This is a genomic window from Bacillus solimangrovi, from assembly GCF_001742425.1.
Lineage (GTDB): Bacteria > Bacillota > Bacilli > Bacillales > Bacillaceae_N > Bacillus_AV > Bacillus_AV solimangrovi.
Genome location: NZ_MJEH01000007.1, coordinates 20,256 through 37,017 on the forward strand (window position 1 = coordinate 20,256; position 16,762 = coordinate 37,017).

General features: G+C 35.7%; 19 protein-coding genes. 13 read left to right on the top strand and 6 right to left on the bottom strand.

The genetic code is table 11. The annotated features are described in order from the left end of the window. Positions 1-245 precede the first annotated feature (245 nt). The 4 genes from BFG57_RS03250 (at position 246) to BFG57_RS03260 (ending at position 5,116) form a co-directional block, all read left to right on the top strand. The gene (locus tag BFG57_RS03250; RefSeq protein ID WP_069716039.1) at positions 246-1,226 is read left to right on the top strand and encodes an NAD(P)H-dependent flavin oxidoreductase; all 981 of its coding nucleotides are present in this window, start codon (positions 246-248) and stop codon (positions 1,224-1,226) included. A gap of 189 nt (positions 1,227-1,415) precedes the next feature. After that, complete coding sequence (locus BFG57_RS03255) at positions 1,416-1,685, top strand: UPF0223 family protein (protein ID WP_069716040.1); 270 nt, start codon at positions 1,416-1,418, stop codon at positions 1,683-1,685. Further along, entirely contained in the window at positions 1,685-1,837 is a 153-nt protein-coding gene (locus BFG57_RS19130; RefSeq protein ID WP_217627914.1) for a hypothetical protein, read from the top strand. The genes BFG57_RS03255 and BFG57_RS19130 overlap by 1 nt, the downstream gene beginning before the upstream one ends. Before the next feature lie 24 nt (positions 1,838-1,861). Next, positions 1,862-5,116, top strand: a complete 3,255-nt coding sequence (locus tag BFG57_RS03260) for a DEAD/DEAH box helicase (RefSeq protein ID WP_175428261.1) — start codon at positions 1,862-1,864, stop codon at positions 5,114-5,116. Between the two features lie 182 nt (positions 5,117-5,298). On the opposite strand, the gene BFG57_RS03265 is transcribed toward BFG57_RS03260, so the two are convergent. Continuing rightward, the gene (locus tag BFG57_RS03265) at positions 5,299-5,925 is read right to left on the bottom strand and encodes a DUF1054 domain-containing protein (protein WP_069716041.1); all 627 of its coding nucleotides are present in this window, start codon (positions 5,923-5,925) and stop codon (positions 5,299-5,301) included. A gap of 277 nt (positions 5,926-6,202) precedes the next feature. Here BFG57_RS03265 and BFG57_RS03270 point away from each other — a divergent pair, with 277 nt between their 5' ends. Both BFG57_RS03270 and BFG57_RS03275 read left to right on the top strand, forming a co-directional pair. Beyond that, positions 6,203-6,391: a hypothetical protein gene (locus tag BFG57_RS03270; RefSeq protein ID WP_069716042.1), complete on the top strand. Its 189-nt coding sequence runs from the start codon at positions 6,203-6,205 to the stop codon at positions 6,389-6,391. A gap of 199 nt (positions 6,392-6,590) precedes the next feature. Then, positions 6,591-7,415: an inositol monophosphatase family protein gene (locus BFG57_RS03275; RefSeq protein WP_069716093.1), complete on the top strand. Its 825-nt coding sequence runs from the start codon at positions 6,591-6,593 to the stop codon at positions 7,413-7,415. 182 nt (positions 7,416-7,597) lie between these two features. Here BFG57_RS03275 and BFG57_RS03280 read toward each other — a convergent pair whose 3' ends face one another. Continuing rightward, entirely contained in the window at positions 7,598-7,783 is a 186-nt protein-coding gene (locus BFG57_RS03280; protein ID WP_069716043.1) for a YlaF family protein, read from the bottom strand. 309 nt (positions 7,784-8,092) lie between these two features. Here BFG57_RS03280 and typA point away from each other — a divergent pair, with 309 nt between their 5' ends. The 3 genes from typA (at position 8,093) to BFG57_RS03295 (ending at position 10,618) form a co-directional block, all read left to right on the top strand. After that, on the top strand, positions 8,093-9,931 hold the full coding sequence (gene typA, locus BFG57_RS03285; protein WP_069716044.1) for a translational GTPase TypA: 1,839 nt from the start codon (positions 8,093-8,095) through the stop codon (positions 9,929-9,931). Positions 9,932-9,992: 61 nt separating this feature from the next. Then, on the top strand, positions 9,993-10,310 hold the full coding sequence (locus BFG57_RS03290; RefSeq protein WP_245676694.1) for a YlaH-like family protein: 318 nt from the start codon (positions 9,993-9,995) through the stop codon (positions 10,308-10,310). An 11-nt stretch (positions 10,311-10,321) separates the two neighbouring features. After that, positions 10,322-10,618: a hypothetical protein gene (locus BFG57_RS03295; protein WP_069716045.1), complete on the top strand. Its 297-nt coding sequence runs from the start codon at positions 10,322-10,324 to the stop codon at positions 10,616-10,618. Positions 10,619-10,760: 142 nt separating this feature from the next. Here the strand turns inward: BFG57_RS03295 and BFG57_RS03300 are convergent, their stop codons facing one another. Then, a complete protein-coding gene (locus BFG57_RS03300) occupies positions 10,761-11,039 on the bottom strand; it encodes a hypothetical protein (RefSeq protein ID WP_069716046.1) in 279 nt (92 codons plus the stop codon). 188 nt (positions 11,040-11,227) lie between these two features. Then, on the bottom strand, positions 11,228-11,428 hold the full coding sequence (locus BFG57_RS03305) for a YlaI family protein (RefSeq protein ID WP_069716047.1): 201 nt from the start codon (positions 11,426-11,428) through the stop codon (positions 11,228-11,230). A gap of 222 nt (positions 11,429-11,650) precedes the next feature. Here BFG57_RS03305 and BFG57_RS03310 point away from each other — a divergent pair, with 222 nt between their 5' ends. Then, positions 11,651-12,106, top strand: a complete 456-nt coding sequence (locus BFG57_RS03310; RefSeq protein WP_069716048.1) for a pyridoxamine 5'-phosphate oxidase family protein — start codon at positions 11,651-11,653, stop codon at positions 12,104-12,106. A gap of 75 nt (positions 12,107-12,181) precedes the next feature. On the opposite strand, the gene BFG57_RS03315 is transcribed toward BFG57_RS03310, so the two are convergent. After that, positions 12,182-12,766, bottom strand: a complete 585-nt coding sequence (locus BFG57_RS03315; RefSeq protein ID WP_069716049.1) for a YhcN/YlaJ family sporulation lipoprotein — start codon at positions 12,764-12,766, stop codon at positions 12,182-12,184. Positions 12,767-13,009: 243 nt separating this feature from the next. Between BFG57_RS03315 and BFG57_RS03320 the strand changes: the two genes are divergently transcribed. After that, positions 13,010-14,338: a PhoH family protein gene (locus tag BFG57_RS03320; RefSeq protein WP_069716050.1), complete on the top strand. Its 1,329-nt coding sequence runs from the start codon at positions 13,010-13,012 to the stop codon at positions 14,336-14,338. 66 nt (positions 14,339-14,404) lie between these two features. Here the strand turns inward: BFG57_RS03320 and BFG57_RS03325 are convergent, their stop codons facing one another. Next, the gene (locus BFG57_RS03325) at positions 14,405-14,905 is read right to left on the bottom strand and encodes a hypothetical protein (protein ID WP_069716051.1); all 501 of its coding nucleotides are present in this window, start codon (positions 14,903-14,905) and stop codon (positions 14,405-14,407) included. 283 nt (positions 14,906-15,188) lie between these two features. Between BFG57_RS03325 and glsA the strand changes: the two genes are divergently transcribed. Next, on the top strand, positions 15,189-16,118 hold the full coding sequence (glsA, locus tag BFG57_RS03330) for a glutaminase A (RefSeq protein WP_069716052.1): 930 nt from the start codon (positions 15,189-15,191) through the stop codon (positions 16,116-16,118). Between the two features lie 274 nt (positions 16,119-16,392). Beyond that, the gene (locus BFG57_RS03335; RefSeq protein WP_069716053.1) at positions 16,393-16,674 is read left to right on the top strand and encodes an Fpa/YlaN family protein; all 282 of its coding nucleotides are present in this window, start codon (positions 16,393-16,395) and stop codon (positions 16,672-16,674) included. Positions 16,675-16,762: the final 88 nt, after the last annotated feature.

Genomic DNA, 16,762 nt, shown 5'->3' on the forward strand with positions numbered 1-16,762 from the left:
TTCGTGTACCCTTATCTTAAAACAAGAGAATTATAGCAAATGCGTTTCTCTTTGCATAGTGGTATTTAGAATAATTTTATTGAATATAACGTTAATCAAATTATTAAATTCCAGAACTTCGAGGATTTGAGTTTCAAATTATAGTGTATCCATTTACTTAATTGCTTAAAGGAATTTTGTACATAAAGTCGAATAATGCAAAAAGAGGTGGGAGTCATCAAAATTTGAGAAGGAGAGTGTTTGCGATGGATTGGCAGACAAGAGTTTCAAAAGCATTAGGGATTCAATATCCGATCATTCAAGGTGGACTCGCTTATTTAGCTTATTCTGATTTAGCTGCAGCAGTTTCAAATGCAGGAGGTTTAGGTCAAATTACGGCAATGTCTCTATCTTCACCGAAAGAATTGCGAGATGAAATAAGGAAGGTACGTGAAAAAACGGATAAACCATTTGGGGTTAACTTTGCGATTGGACAACATGGTCGTCCTTTTGCACATATGCTTGAAGTTGCAATAGAAGAGAAAGTAGAAGTTGTTTCGATGACAGGTGGTAATCCCACACCAATCTTTGAACAATTAGAAGGGACAGGAATTAAGAAACTCGTACTTGTTGCGGCTAGACGTCAAGCAGAGAAGGCTGAGGAGTTAGGTGCAGATGCTGTTATGGTAGTTGGTCAAGAAGGTGGAGGTCATCTGGGAAGAGATGATATTGGAACGATGGTGCTTGTTCCTCAAGTTGTAGATGCAGTGTCGATTCCTGTTATTGCTTCTGGTGGAATTGGAGATGGTCGTGGATTAATGGCCGCACTTGCGTTAGGAGCAGAGGGTATTGAAATGGGTACGCGTTTTATTGCAGTGGAAGAATGTGTGCATGCTCATGAAGCATATCAGAAACGTCTTGTAGAAGCGAATGAACATGATACAGTAGTGATTAAGCGCTCACTCGGAACACCAGCTCGTGCAATTTCAAATGAATGGACATCACAAATTTTAGAAATGGAAAGAAACAAACAAGGTTTTGAAGCATTGAAAGAACATATCAATGGTCAAGCAAATAAACGTTATATATATGAAGGAAAGGATAATGAAGGTTTTGGGTGGGCAGGTCAAGTGTTAGGAAGAATTAAAGACGTGCCGACAACTGCCGAATTATTCAAACGGATTATTAGTGAAGCAGAACAAATTAGAACAGAGTGGAGTGGAAATGTAACGAAACAATCGTTATAATAAAGGGAAACTTCCATCAGTGGGGGTTCTTTTACTCTCACTCATGGTTATTTGAACCATCAGGTAATGACTGACGCATATTCTATTACGAATACTTTAGTTGACTTTCTTTCTTTATAGAAGTAAGTGTCATAGCATCAGTTGAAACGTGATAGTAGTTCATTAACCTCAATAAGTGTGGTGAACGGAATGGAATACTCATATCCAATCGACATGGATTGGGATAAAGAAGAAGTAATTGATATTATTGGTTTTTTTGAAATGATTGAAAAGGCATATGAAAAAGGCGTCGAACGAGACCTTTTATTAGCTTCATATCGCCGTTTCAAAGAAATTGTTCCAGGTAAAGCTCAAGAAAAGCAATCATTTCGACAGTTTGATGAATCTGCTAATGTTTCATGTTATCATACTGTGAAAAAAGCTCGAGAAAGCGAATCTGGTTCTATCATTAAGATGTAATGAAGGAATACGTCCGTTATCTTCTAAAATTAGAAACGGGCGTTTTTCTGTCGATGTATACTGTTGTTAACGTTAAAAAAGCAACTATAAATAAAGCTGATAGAAGCTTAAAGCTTTTGAAATGGTTTCTAGTCGGATTGAACTTAGGATAAAAAAGAGCAAAGAGGATGGAAAGTATGAGAACACTGTTTGATTTAACAATACAAGATATTCGTAAGGAATGTAACAATATACGTGTCTTCCAACGTGGTGAGCAGTATTGGGAGAATGGCAATGTATCACTTGTATCTATTACAGAAGATGGTAGAAATGCTGAAGCAATCGTTACAGGTAACGTTGATTATGGAGTTAAAGTCGAACTAATTGGGAATCGAATCAGTGCGGACTGTAATTGTCCAGCTTATAATTCCTATCCTTCATGGTGTAAACATATTACCGCTGCTCTGTTAGAAATTCATGAACTAACGACATACGGAGAAATTGATAAATACTTTATTCGATCTGAAGGGATATCTCCGGCAATTAGTGCGTATGAGAAGCGTAAGACAGATGATGTGATTCGTTTGTTTAAAAAATTTCACATACAAACTCAATATAGAGAAGGAAAAGGCAAAGAACCAGTTAGAGTTGAATATATTTTGAAAATGATCCCATCAATTGATCAAACAATGATGGGGTTAGAGGTAAAGGTTGGTCCAAAGCGTACATATGTTGTCAAGAATATAAAGCAGTTTCTTTTAAATGTAGTAAATGAACGCATTCACCCTTTTACAAAAACTTTTACATATGATCCTAATTTGCACACCTTTTCAGACGTAGATCAGGAAATAATTGAACAGCTTCTTCAAATTGTAGAGAATCAGACTTTCTATAAGCATTCTCCCAATACATACATGATGTCATATGAGGATAATAATCGAATGATGATGATTCCACCATTCGCTGCCAAGTCGCTTTTTTCTAAACTTCATAATAGTGATGCTGTTATTGAAAATTTTGATGGAGAATTGAAAACATTCAAATGGGAAAAAAATGCACCAAATTTTCAATTTCGTGTAGAGAAAGATGGAGAAAAAGGTTTTCAATTAAGAGTGGATGCATTAGGGGATACGGAAGTTATTGAGGCTTATGGTTACATTTATCAAAATGGTGTACTGTATGATGTACCAACGATGCAACTTGAAATGGTTAAGGAAATGAAAGATGTATTGCCATCAGAGGATCGATTACATATTACCGCTGATCAAATGGAAGGCATGGTCTCAAACGTATTACCTGCGCTTAAAAAAATAGGTGATGTTCAGATTAGTGAACATGTTTCAGAGAAAATTCAAGCTCCGCCATTAGAAGTTAAAATCGAAATTGATTTAGAAGGTGAAAGGTTAACAGCAAAACCTTACTTTCAATATGGTGAAGTAAAGATTCATCCTTTATTAGAAAACTCACCTGATAATATGAATAAACATGTAATTTTGATGAGAGATGTAGAAAAAGAAAATAAAGTTCTTTCGATCTTAGAAGAAACACCTTTTCGTTGGAATGGTCATGAGCTATTTATTCAAAATGAAGAGGATGTGTATGAGTTCTTATTCGATTCATTACCACAACTTCAAGGAGTTGCTGAGCTTTATTTAACATCAAGTGTTCAGAACTTATTATCTGTTCAAAATTATGTTCCAGAAACGAAGATCGATGTTCATTCATCGTCACGATTATTAGAGATTAACTTCAGTATGAATGGGATTAGTAATGAAGATGTGGCAACAATTTTAAAGTCAGTTGTTGAGAAAAAGAAGTATTTTAGATTAGAAAATGGAAGCTTTGTGTCATTAGAGCAAGATGAATTTCAATCGATTTCACATTTATTTGAGGATCTAAACTTGAAAAAGTCAGATATACGTGGTGATTCGTTAGAACTTCCTGCTATGCATGCTCTTCAAGTTGAGGACTTTGCGTCACAGCATCGCCAATCATTAAAGGTTGGTAAAAATTTGCGTCAGTTATTAGATGACATGAAACACCCAGACAATCTTGATTTTGACGTTCCAAACACGTTAAATGGTTCGCTTAGAGATTACCAAAAATGGGGTTTTCAATGGTTAAAAACATTAGCTCATTATCACTTCGGTGGCATTCTAGCGGATGATATGGGACTAGGTAAAACGATACAAAGTATTTCGTATATTTTATCTGAACAAAAAAATAGTGAAGGGAAAGCAGCACTTATTGTTGCACCTGCTTCACTCGTCTACAATTGGCGAAACGAATGTCGTAAATTTGCTCCATCATTAAGTGTTGGAATAGCTGCTGGAGACAAAACTGAACGAAACAAAATTATGGAGCAATTGGATCAGTATGATGTTGTTGTTACCTCGTATCCACTCATACGGAGGGATTTAGAGTTGTATGAGAACAAGCATTTTCATACACTTATCTTAGATGAAGCACAAGCGATAAAAAATGAACAAACACAAACTGCACAGGCAGTTAAATCGATAAAGGCGACACGTCGATTTGCATTAAGTGGAACACCGATTGAAAATACGTTGGATGAACTTTGGTCAATCTTTCAGACGATTATGCCAGGTTTTTTCCCAGGAAAGCAGGCATTCCGTAAACTATCACAAGAAAGAATTGCTAAAATGGTACGCCCGTTTATATTACGTCGTATGAAAAAGGACGTTTTAAAGGAGTTACCAGAAAAGATCGAAACGGTTCAAGTATCGGAATTAAGCACAGATCAAAAAGCGCTGTATCTAGGTTATTTAGAGCAGATTCAGAGTGAAGCGAAAGAGGCAATTAACAGTGGCGATATGCAACGAAACAGAATGAAGATCTTAGCAGGACTTACACGATTACGTCAGTTATGCTGTCATCCTGGTACGTTCATTGATAATTATGAAGGAAGTTCAGGTAAGTTAGAGCAACTGCTCGAAATAATTGCTGAAGGTCAGGCTTCAGGTCGAAGAATCCTCGTTTTCTCACAATTCACATCTATGTTACGCATTATTCGTACAGAATTAGAAAAGTCTGAACGTAGCTACTTTTACTTAGATGGTTCCACGCCTGGTCAAGAGCGCGTAGAAATGACAGAGCAGTTTAATAATGGTGAAAAAGATATCTTCCTCGTATCATTAAAAGCGGGGGGAACAGGCTTGAATTTAACTGGAGCAGATACGGTTATCCTATATGATTTGTGGTGGAATCCTGCTGTTGATAGCCAGGCTATCGACCGTGCATATCGGATTGGACAGAAAAATGTTGTGCAAGTTATCCGATTAATTACTCAAGGTACGATTGAAGAAAAAATCTATGAATTACAACAGAAGAAACGGGAATTAATTGAGAAGGTTATTCAGCCTGGAGAAACAATGCTTTCAAGTTTGTCTGAGGAAGAAATTCGTGAGCTATTAAGCTTATCAACAACATAATAAGCAATAAAACGGATAAGTCAAAGTAAAGGCTTATCCGTTTTATGTATATGATATGTTAATTAACCATTAGTATAAGAAGGGAAAGTTCAACTTTAAACGTAAGTGAAATCATCTTAAACATGTTATTGGTTAAATAATTGTTACTTGAAAGAAGAATCATAGAGTTATAAAGTGAACAATTATACTGGCAGTGAAATAGATTTTTGATACAAAGGAAGGACGGTCTCAAAAGTTGTTTTTACTACTTTGAGGAATTCATCCCCATTTTGAAGAAGTGGATCATTTGCTGCAATATGTTTCCCAATTAAAAACTCCCCTTTTTTTACATCTCGAAAGCGCTCGAGTGCGGATTGTAAGTCAATGTCAGCAAGTGATTGGGCTGACTTTTGTGTATGGTCAAGAGAGATGACATAATCTGAAGGGATAGTATTACGAAATGAAATGATATCTTTTAAGAAGCCATTCGCAATTTCCGTTTTATGTGGTAGCTCATAAATATAAGCAAGCCAGATGAAAACATGGTCATCAAAAATGCCAATTTGAAAGTGAGGGTGTTTTTTATATCCACGTTTGTTATTAGCAATTGCAAGCCAAGTATCCTTTGGTGGGTTCTTCGTACGACGAGCATGTTTTGCAATATGAAGATACATTTCATTACCAGCAATTGCAGATAAGTCATCAGTTAATACATTACCGATAGCTTTAAATTTTGGTTGAATTCGTTCTCGAATTGCGCTCATTCGCTCATCTAAGCCTTCAATTTGAAATACATCAAAATCAGATTGATTAAAACCTTCGAATTTCATTCTAAATCTCCTCTTCTTATCGTTTTTCACCAGTTTACCACATTGTTTGTAAATAAATAAAATTTGTAGGTTTGAAATAGTGTGTTAGGAGGGAAAATATAGACAAATAACCAATTTTGTTCCACTGAATTGCTTATGTGCATAAAATATAGCAAGTCTTACATTTTTCTAAGTCATGTATTAGCAAGTTAGTGTTTAAACGTATATGAATTAATATCAGAATATTTCGTCATTTGTCTTATTAATCTAACATTAAATTAGTGAAGGGGTGTAAAACATGAAACAAGTTATGGATGTTTATAAAAGAACCGATGCGGAGAAGAGAATTCCAGTTTTACGTCTTGAAATTGATTATGAGTTAGCAACCCTTTATGAAGCACTATCGACAGAGAATGAGGAGCAAATCAAAAAATCAAAGGAAAAGTTGGAGCGTTATCGGCGTGAAATGATTCGGTTAGAAGCATGATGAATGGAAATAAACAATATGATAACAATGATATTTTGAAGACGGACCTTTTTTAATTAGGTTCGTCATTTTATGTTCATATTGTATGTTTTTCAATGAGTTAAACGTCAAGTATAATGAAAGTAATGACTTATGATAACCTTTAATAATGGAAATGATGTTACAGTTCTTTGTAAATGGGACAAGAATTGAAAGAGATATGGATAAAGGGGATGGATTAGTGACAATTGCATGGGAAGAAATTTATTACAATACACAAAAATGGATGAGAGAAGCTGGGGAACAGATTCGAGCTTCATTTGCAGATACGTTAACAATTGATTATAAGTTGGATGCGTCTGATCTTGTGACGAACATGGATAAGCAGACAGAACAATTTTTTATTGAAAAGATAAATGAAACGTACCCAGAGCATCGTATCATGGGAGAAGAAGGGTATGGAGATGTTGTTGAAACTGTAAATGGAACGATATGGATTATTGACCCGATTGATGGAACGGTTAATTTTGTTCATATGAAGAGGCACTTTGCGATTTCTATCGGTATTTATCATGAAGGTGAAGGTGTCATTGGTATGATATATGACGTGGTGAATGATGAGTTATATCATGCTCAAAAAGGCAAAGGAGCTTTTGTGGACGATCAGAAATTACCTATGCTTGAAGAAATTAAAGTTGACAGTGCTGTAGTTAGTATGAATGCTGCTTGGGCGATTCCAAACCGTCTTATCGAACCACAACTTATTCCACCACTAGTGAATGACTTACGTGGGACACGCTCAATTGGTTCAGCAGCAATCGAGATGGTTTATGTTGCATCAGGGAAAATCGATGGTTATTTGACATTAAGACTATCACCGTGGGATTTTGCTGCTGGTAAAATTTTGATTGAAGAAGTTGGTGGAAAAACATCAAACGTGAATGGAGAGCCATTAAATATTCTTGAAAAAAGTACTGTTTTTGTAGCAAAGCCTGGTTTACATGAGCAGATTGTTAACAATTATTTAAAAAAGGAAAGTAAATAAAATTTTTTGTGTTATAAAGATAAAAGCAACAAATTCACTATGCATAGAATTTGTTGCTTTTATACAGTTAGATTAAATGAGTATCATGTCAAATTAAGTTTAAGTATTTCTGAATTGAAACTAAGTATATAAAAAATCGTACAAGGTACATTAATGCAAAGTTCACTTATTAATGTTTTACTTTATAATTTTCCAGCTTCACGATATCTTTTCTTAGTTTTAAATCCAGCCCCCATAAAAAGAGTAGCAACGACGATGAACATTGTAATTCCAAAGATGCTCTGTTCTCCTACTGCAAATCCAACACCGACAAGGCATGCTGTAACAGCAAATGCATAGCCTAAGAAAACCCACTTAACATTCTTCATGAAAATACCTCCTAAAAAACCGTTCGTTATTGTACGTCTTCTATCATATCAGAAAGGATACAATAATGAATAGTTATATTGGATGTTCAAAAAGTCCGGGAAAAATGACTGTCGAATAATGCATTGTCTTGCTTTTCTGCTCCTCATGTACCCAACAAGCGTACATTCTGGTGCTCAAAGCTTCGCAGCCTTGTTCTTCTCCTCCCTTTTTGTCCTTCTTTTTGAACTCGTTCTAATACAATTATCGACAAAGTGTGATATACTTGTTTAGTTATGAATTTGTATCGATAGAGTAGGAGTGGAATTAATTTGAATAAACGCGAAGATTTACGCAATATTGCGATTATAGCTCACGTTGACCACGGGAAAACAACATTAGTAGACCAATTGTTACATCAGTCAGGTACATTCCGTGAGAATGAGCAAGTAGATGAACGAGCTATGGACTCAAATGACATTGAACGTGAGCGTGGTATTACAATTTTAGCTAAGAATACTGCGATCAATTATGAAGATAAACGAATTAACATTATGGATACACCAGGACATGCTGACTTCGGTGGTGAAGTTGAGCGAATCATGAAAATGGTTGATGGTGTATTACTTGTTGTTGATGCATATGAAGGCTGTATGCCACAAACACGTTTTGTATTACGAAAAGCACTAGAACAGAATTTGACACCAATTGTTGTCGTTAATAAAATTGACCGTCCAGCAGCTCGTCCTGCTGAAGTAGTTGATGAAGTTCTAGAATTATTAATTGAATTAGATGCAAATGATGAACAATTAGAATTTCCAGTTGTGTATGCATCTGCATTAAATGGAATTGCAGGTAATGATCCTGAGAATTTAGAAGAAACGATGACACCTCTTTTAGATTCTATCATCGAGCATATTCCAGCACCGATTGATAATAGTGAAGAACCACTACAATTCCAAGTTGCCATGCTTGATTATAACGATTATGTCGGACGTATCGGGGTTGGTCGTGTCGTTCGTGGAACGATGAAAGTAGGCGATCAAGTAGCCCTTATGAAATTAGATGGTAGTGTTAAGAAGTTCCGAGTAACAAAATTATTCGGCTTCCACGGTTTACGACGCATTGAAATTAACGAGGTAAAGGCAGGAGATCTTGCTGCTGTTGCAGGTATGGAAGAGATCAACGTAGGTGAAACAGTTTGTCCTGTTGACCACCAAGATGCATTACCACCACTGCGTATTGATGAGCCAACATTACAAATGACATTCTTAGTAAATAATAGTCCATTTGCTGGCAGAGAAGGTAAATTTGTTACAAGTCGTCAAATCGAAGATCGTCTTCGTTCAGAGCTTGAAACAGATGTAAGTTTGAAGGTTGAAAATACTGAATCACCTGATGTATGGAAAGTAAGTGGTCGTGGAGAACTTCACTTATCGATTCTTATTGAAAATATGCGTCGCGAAGGATATGAGCTACAAGTATCTAAACCTGAAGTTATTGTTCGTGAGATTGATGGTGTTAAATGTGAGCCTGTTGAGCATGTTCAAGTTGATGTACCTGAAGAATATACAGGTCCAGTAATGGAATCACTTGGTGCTCGTAAAGGTGAAATGGTTAATATGGTTAACAACGGAAATGGGCAAGTTCGTCTTGAATTTAAGGTGCCTGCTCGTGGACTTATCGGTTACCGTACAGAGTTCTTAACTCAAACACGTGGTTATGGTGTGTTGAACCACTCATTTGATAGCTATCAACCACTTGCAACAGGATATGTTGGCGGACGCCGTTCAGGTGTACTTGTATCACTTGAAAAAGGAAAAGCAACACAATATAGCTTAATGTCTCTAGAAGACCGTGGTGTTATCTTTGTTGAACCAGGAACGGAAGTATATATGGGAATGATTGTTGGTGAACATAATCGAGATAATGATTTAACGGTTAACGTCGTTAAAGAGAAACACTTAACAAACGTTCGCTCAGCTACAAAAGACCAAACTTCTGTTATGAATAAAGCACGTAAAATGTCATTAGAAGAATCACTTCAGTTCTTGGCTGATGATGAATATTGTGAGATCACGCCGGAATCAATTCGTTTGCGTAAGAAAATCCTTGAAAAAGGTGAACGTGAACGTGCTGAAAAGCGTAAGAAGGTTCAAGATAAAGAATAATAAGCTGTTGCATAAATACTCTGTGATATGATGAGAGAAAGTGACGTAGGAGGCGAGAGCGATGGAAGCGATGGTAATGGATCGTATGTCATTTTTTGCAACCCTTTTTAAAGTATATGAAAACCCTGAAATGGGCATGCTTTTGCTTTATTTTACAATATTTGCGTTATCAGTTATTGTTTATAGGTTAGGTTTTGCGAAAAAATTGCCAATTTTACAGAATATTGTTATTTATTCGGTTTTGGCATTCGGATGTACGGTTCTAACTTTTTTAGGTGCTTTTTTACCTGTCGCAGAAGGACTTGTAATTGCTACTCTTGTGCTTGGTGTTTACAAGATTCGCCTGAAGCAATCTCAAAAAACTGAAAAGCAAGCATAAGGGGGAATTGGATGCGCTCCTTACAAGATGCAATTTACAATTGGCTTACAATTAAAGTTGTTATGGATGCTCGACCTGAGGATGAATCCGCACAACAGACGTTTCAGTTGTTTGATGAAATTTTAAAGGAAGATTTCCAAGCAGAGAATGTTCGAGTTGAAAAGGACGAAATCATGTATCTTGTTTCAGTTATGCAAGAAGGAGAAGATAAAAAATTACGTTTTCCTGTTGAGTTAATTGATATTATGATTAACCAAATTGAAGAAGAGCCTGAAAAATATCCGAACTATGACACAGAATTAAAATAAGTAAAGAGTAATTGTGAGCTGCATCCCAATTGTTAGTTACATAATCTAACAATTGGAGGTGCAGTTTTTCTATGGTCATTGTTCCTTTTCTATTAATGGTAAGATAATATTACGAACCATTTAAATTTCTGAATGAATTGACTTAATTAAAGCGTTTGTTCACCTGTTCAAAATGTTGATCAATTTTGTCAACATAGTTATCGATACTGTCTAATCGTTGATCTGTTTGATTAAATTGATTATCCATTTGTTCGCACTGCTGATCAATTTGATCAAATTGATTTTCCATCTCTTCACAGTCTGACTCCAATTTAGCATAACGATTGTCGGGACGGTTTAACCACTGATCCATAAAGTCAAATAGTTTCTCCATGTTTTGAAATTGTTGAACCATGTTATTTCGAATAGGTTTTTTTGTCAACGTTTACAGTCCTTTCGTTTAATATCACACTTAATACATCAATCAAATTCTCCACATGAATGTATTTGTTAGATAGTCTATTCAATTGAAAGAAATAGTGTACAAAAAAGAGAAACGCTCATCATCAATGACAAACGTTTCTCTTTATTTAATGCTACAAAGTATGAAGCAAAGTAGTTGTTCCTTATTTACCAGTCTTCATTCTTTTTCTGGTCTTCGTAAAGCTTAAAATTCCCTGTTGCTTTTCGTTCAATTGTCCTCTTTTCGATCCGTTCATAACATTCATTACACATATATGTATGGATAGGACGGTTACGTAATCTCTTTGCAAGCTTATCATCATCGTTAAGATTATCTATCTTTTCACATAATACACATTTAACTCTCATTAGTTCACCTCAAGAATGCAAGAATCTGTATAATCAATAGTTTAAGTATAGCATGGAAGCTACTCAAATCGCATTATTTGGTAGTAGATGGAGTGAAATTTTTTGATATCGACGTTTAATCAGTATAAATTCTTTTTTATAAGGATTCGATGTTAACTGTTTAATAAATCATAGAAAAAGGTATAGTATAATTAGGTTAATTTTTCTAAAAGGAGGAGCAATATGGCAAATCGAGTTGAAACACATTTAACTGATGAATTGCTTTTGGAACTTCAAAAGGAACGTTACGTGACTATTGCAACGGTTGACTTTGAAACAGGTGGACCAAATGTAAATGCTATTTCATGGGTGTATGCAGTTGATGAACAACATGTACGCTTCGCAGTAGATAATCGATCTCGAATTATTGATAATGTTTCTGAGAATAAACATGTAACGATTACTGTTATTGCAAATGGGACAACTTATTCAATTAGTGGAACGGCACAAGTCAAGGTTGATAAGATGGAAGATATACCATTGAAGTTAGCGTTAGTTGAGATTGAAGTAAATGCGGTTCGTGATGTGATGTTCTATGGGTCAAAGATTACACAAAATGTAGAGTACGACAAAACATATGATAAAGCTGCGGCTGAAAAGTTAGACCGTCAAGTTATGGATGCAATGAAAAGAGCTTAGGAATCTTCCTAAGCTCTTCGTTTCTAAAAGAAATAACCATCTAAAAATCAATGTTAATACGTAAGCAACAGAATGTTATTTAACTTCTTGAGCTTGTTTTTGTTGTTCTTCTTGGAGTTGTTTATTACCTTCATCCTTCAATGGTCCACTTTCTTTTTCCTCAGAAATAGGGACTGGGCGTAAATCACTAGGTACTTGTGGGATGACCCGACCAATAATTGCAGATAATTCCTCAGTAAATGCACTTATTGGATGTCCATCTGAAACTTTTCTTTGTATGCCTTTTAATCGTTCCAAAGAATCTGGATCGGCGACTACGATGGCTCTTGCCCCATATGGATCTTGTTGAAGTGCTTCAGCAACAGAATATTTAATAGATCCAACATGTGATCGATCGGTTTCCTTATCTACGTCAATTCCCACTATCGCATACTTCCCAGTAACAATTGCTGTTGCATCATTCACGTTAGGTACACTAGTTGATAGTTCGACAAGATGTTTGGCGATTTCATTTGCGCTTTTTTGAATCTTTTTTTCATCTTGCGTATATACGACAAGTGGATCAGCATTTTGTTTTGTTTGAAATGCTGCTTCATCATTATTTGCCGTTTGACATGCAGTTAATGTAATTGCTGTTAGCAGTAAGATAATACGTATCAATAATCGTCATCCTTTCGAAAATCATCGTTTTATTTGAACGTTTGCTTAATCAGCATCTTTTTTTATTTATTCTTTTTCATTCGTCTAAGTTTATGCGTTGTCTCATATATTGGTAGTGGTTACAAGTTGTATTTCCTGTAAGATGTATAATTGGTTATTTTCAACCTCATCTCGTTAATGAACATGTGGTACTTCAAATTTTGTTCCATCTTCCTGAAAATTAAATTCTTAGGGGGAAATAGATTGAGAAAAATCTATGTTTTAGATACAAACGTACTTCTGCAGGATCCACGATCAATTTTTTCGTTCGAAGAAAATGAAGTGGTAGTTCCTGCCGTAGTATTAGAAGAAGTTGATTCAAAAAAGCGAAACATGGATGAACTCGGAAAAAATGCAAGACAAGTATCAAGAATCATTGATGGTATGAGAAGCCTAGGAAAGATCCATGAAGAAATACCACTTGAAAACGGAGGTGTTTTTAGGATTGAGTTAAACCATCGTTCATTTCATAAAATGAAGGATGTGTTTGCTGAGACTACAAATGATAATCGAATTTTAGCAGTCGCATTAAATCTGTTCCTTGAAGAGAAGGATAAAGAACAAGGCTGTCCGGTAATTTTAGTAAGTAAAGATGTTTTAATGAGGGTAAAAGCTGATGCATTAGGATTGCAAGCAGAGGACTTCTTAAATGACAGGGTTGTCGAACATAATGATAGTTATTGTGGCTTTCAACATCAGTTAATAACATCTGAGTCATTGAATAGTTTTTACGAGCACAATGAGATTGATTTCTCAGAATTCTCATCTGAAACTTTCTATCCAAACGAATTTGTAATGATGAAAGATGTATTAACACAGACACAGTCGGCTATAGGTGTGGTAGACAAAAACAACAAGAAAGTTCGAAGGTGCTTATTTGAGAAGGAGCAAATATGGGGAATTAAACCACGAAATGCACAACAAGTCATGGGAGTAGAATTATTACTTAATCAAAATATTCCGCTCGTAACTTTAACAGGAAAAGCAGGAACTGGAAAGACACTTCTAGCTCTTGCAGCAGGGTTGTTTCAAACGGAAGATCTCGGCCTTTATAAGAAATTATTAGTTGCAAGGCCCATCGTTCCTGTTGGTAAAGATATCGGGTATTTACCAGGTGAAAAGGAAGAAAAGTTAAAACCATGGGTACAACCGATTTATGATAACTTAGAATTTCTATTTAACACGAAAAAACCAGGAGAGCTTGATCGAATTCTTGCTGGAATTGGATCTATTCAAGTGGAAGCATTAACATATATTCGAGGTAGGAGTATCCCTGAGCAGTATATTATTATTGATGAAGCGCAGAACTTGACAAAACATGAAGTGAAAACGATTTTAACGAGGGTAGGGGAAAAGAGTAAGATTGTTTTAATGGGTGACCCAGAACAGATTGATCATCCGTATTTGGACGAGTATAACAATGGATTAGCATATGTTGTTGAAAAATTTAAAGATCAGCAAGTGAGTGGTCATGTTCGTTTTATTAAAGGTGAGCGATCTTCATTAGCACAGCTTGCAGCAGATTTATTATAAAAAGAAGTAACCAACATCCCTTATATTAAAAGAAAACGAAAGGGGATGTTGGTTCAGGTAGTGTCTTTATTGGATTATGAATTTTTTTACATATTTAATAGGTCGCTCGCGATTGGAACCATCACCGTAATAGAAGTGAACAGGTCCATCATCTTGCAGTGGGCGACCATCTATTGAGAAACATAACATCGCTTTCATACCTTCTTCAATAGGCATAATAATATGTTCACCGTCTGAAGTTTCAATAACTAATTTTGTTGCATGTGTTTCTGGTTCTGCATTATCAATAAAAGGTGCAAAGGGCATTGCAAATGTACTAGTCATGATTTTTTCTTTTTCAAATTTCTTTGTTGTCTTCGTTACAGGTGGGTTAGCAACTTGACTAACGAGCTCACGATCCCAATTCTGGCTCATCTTCTTTGTATAATCATCTAAGTCTTCTCCAACGTGATCTGTTGAGTTAAATGCTTTATCTAATTCAATTTTACGATCATCAAAAATCCAAACCCCAGGGTCAATTGTTAAAGGGAATTTAACTTTCCCAGTTAATAAAAGAATATTCTCCATCATTTCACACCTCATTAATCGTTACTACTCCCCTAAGTATAAAAGTTTAAGATTGTTTTGTCATTTATTACGTGAATAGATGACAAATTAATGTCTTTATGAGTGTATATTTCAATAGTGAGCCTATATCATTAAGAGATGTGTACTTGAATTGATTAGACGACTCATGGTAAGTCATTCAATAAAACGTGATAGCATTTATATCTTGAAACAATGAATGTGTATGAGTGAGAACAGGAATACTACCTCTAAACGAAGTTATGATCTGTTTGGGGGAATGAGAATGATTTGTGAAAACCAACAAGAGCTTGAAAGCTACGTAGCACATGCTAGGCATTGGACGCAAAAGGGCAAGGTGGCTGATTATATCCCAGCTTTAGCAAAAGCTAATCAAGCAGCTCTCGCAGTATCAATATATGAACCGGGTAAACATTGTTTTTCAGCAGGAGAAGTTGAACATAAGTTTACGTTGCAAAGTATTTCAAAGGTACTTGCATTAGCGGTTGCACTAGAAGATATAGGTGAGGAAGCAGTGTTTGAACATATTGGTATGGAGCCAACAGGAGACCCGTTTAATTCAATTATTAAGCTGGAGACGTATAAGCCATCTAAGCCATTGAATCCAATGATAAATGCAGGTGCTCTTGCAGTAACTAGTTTGATAAGAGGTTCAAATAATCATGAAAGATTAGAACGTTTACTTCACTTCATTCAGGATATAACGAACAATAGTAATGTGAAAGTATGTGAAGAAGTGGCACAATCTGAGTTTGATACTAGTTTTTTAAATCGATCGATGTGTTATTACATGAAACAACATAATGTTATTTCTGGTGATGTTGAAGAGATATTAGAATTATATACAAAACAATGTGCAGTTGAAGTGTCATGTCGAGATTTAGCACGTATAGGTGCCGTTTTTGCATTTGACGGTAAGGATCCGGATACTGATAGGAGAATTTTCCCGACTAACGTTGCGAGGATTTGTAAAACATTTATGGTTACTTGTGGAATGTATAATGCATCTGGAGAATTTGCTATTAAGGTAGGTATACCAGCTAAGAGTGGTGTCTCTGGAGGTATTATGTGTGCCGTCCCGGGTAGAATCGGTATAGGAATTTTCAGCCCCGCACTTGATGAGAAAGGAAATAGTTTAGCTGGAATGCGTTTATTAGAAAAGATGGCTAAGGCGTATGATTTAAGTATGTTTTAGTGGGACCTCCAATTGTGGAGGTTTTTTTGTTATAATCGTTGCGATAAAACTGTGTTGTGGTGCATAATAATGTAACATCATAAAGAATAAAATTTGTTCTTCTGTCTTACCTATAATCATAAGTGTCTTTAACTAATGGGGTTTGTTACTTTAGGGCGGTGCTTACTTAAAAGAATGCCTTCTAACGCTATATCGATTCGCTTGCATTTTTTTTATGAAGGCGATAATATATAAACAGGGAAAAAGGCAATTGCGCGGGAATGGAGGGATAGATGTGTCCAGTGATATGCTCGTTAACCATCGTGAGAAAGCTCATGCGCTATTAAAAGCAGATGCGGATAAGATATTGAAGCTTATCAAAGTTCAAATGGATAACTTAACGATGCCACAATGCCCTCTTTATGAGGAAGTTTTAGATACACAAATGTTTGGTCTTTCAAGAGAAATTGATTTTGCCATTCGACTTGGCTTGATTGAAGAGCCTGAAGGAAAGATTTTGTTAGAATCGTTAGAACGTGAACTTTCCGCGCTACATGAGGCATCAACTAAATCTTAGACCCAAAACTCAAACTATTCAATTATTAATAGTTTGGGTTTTTTTGTTTATCAAAAAAGCGGTCAAAATAAAAATTGTGTAGAATTTT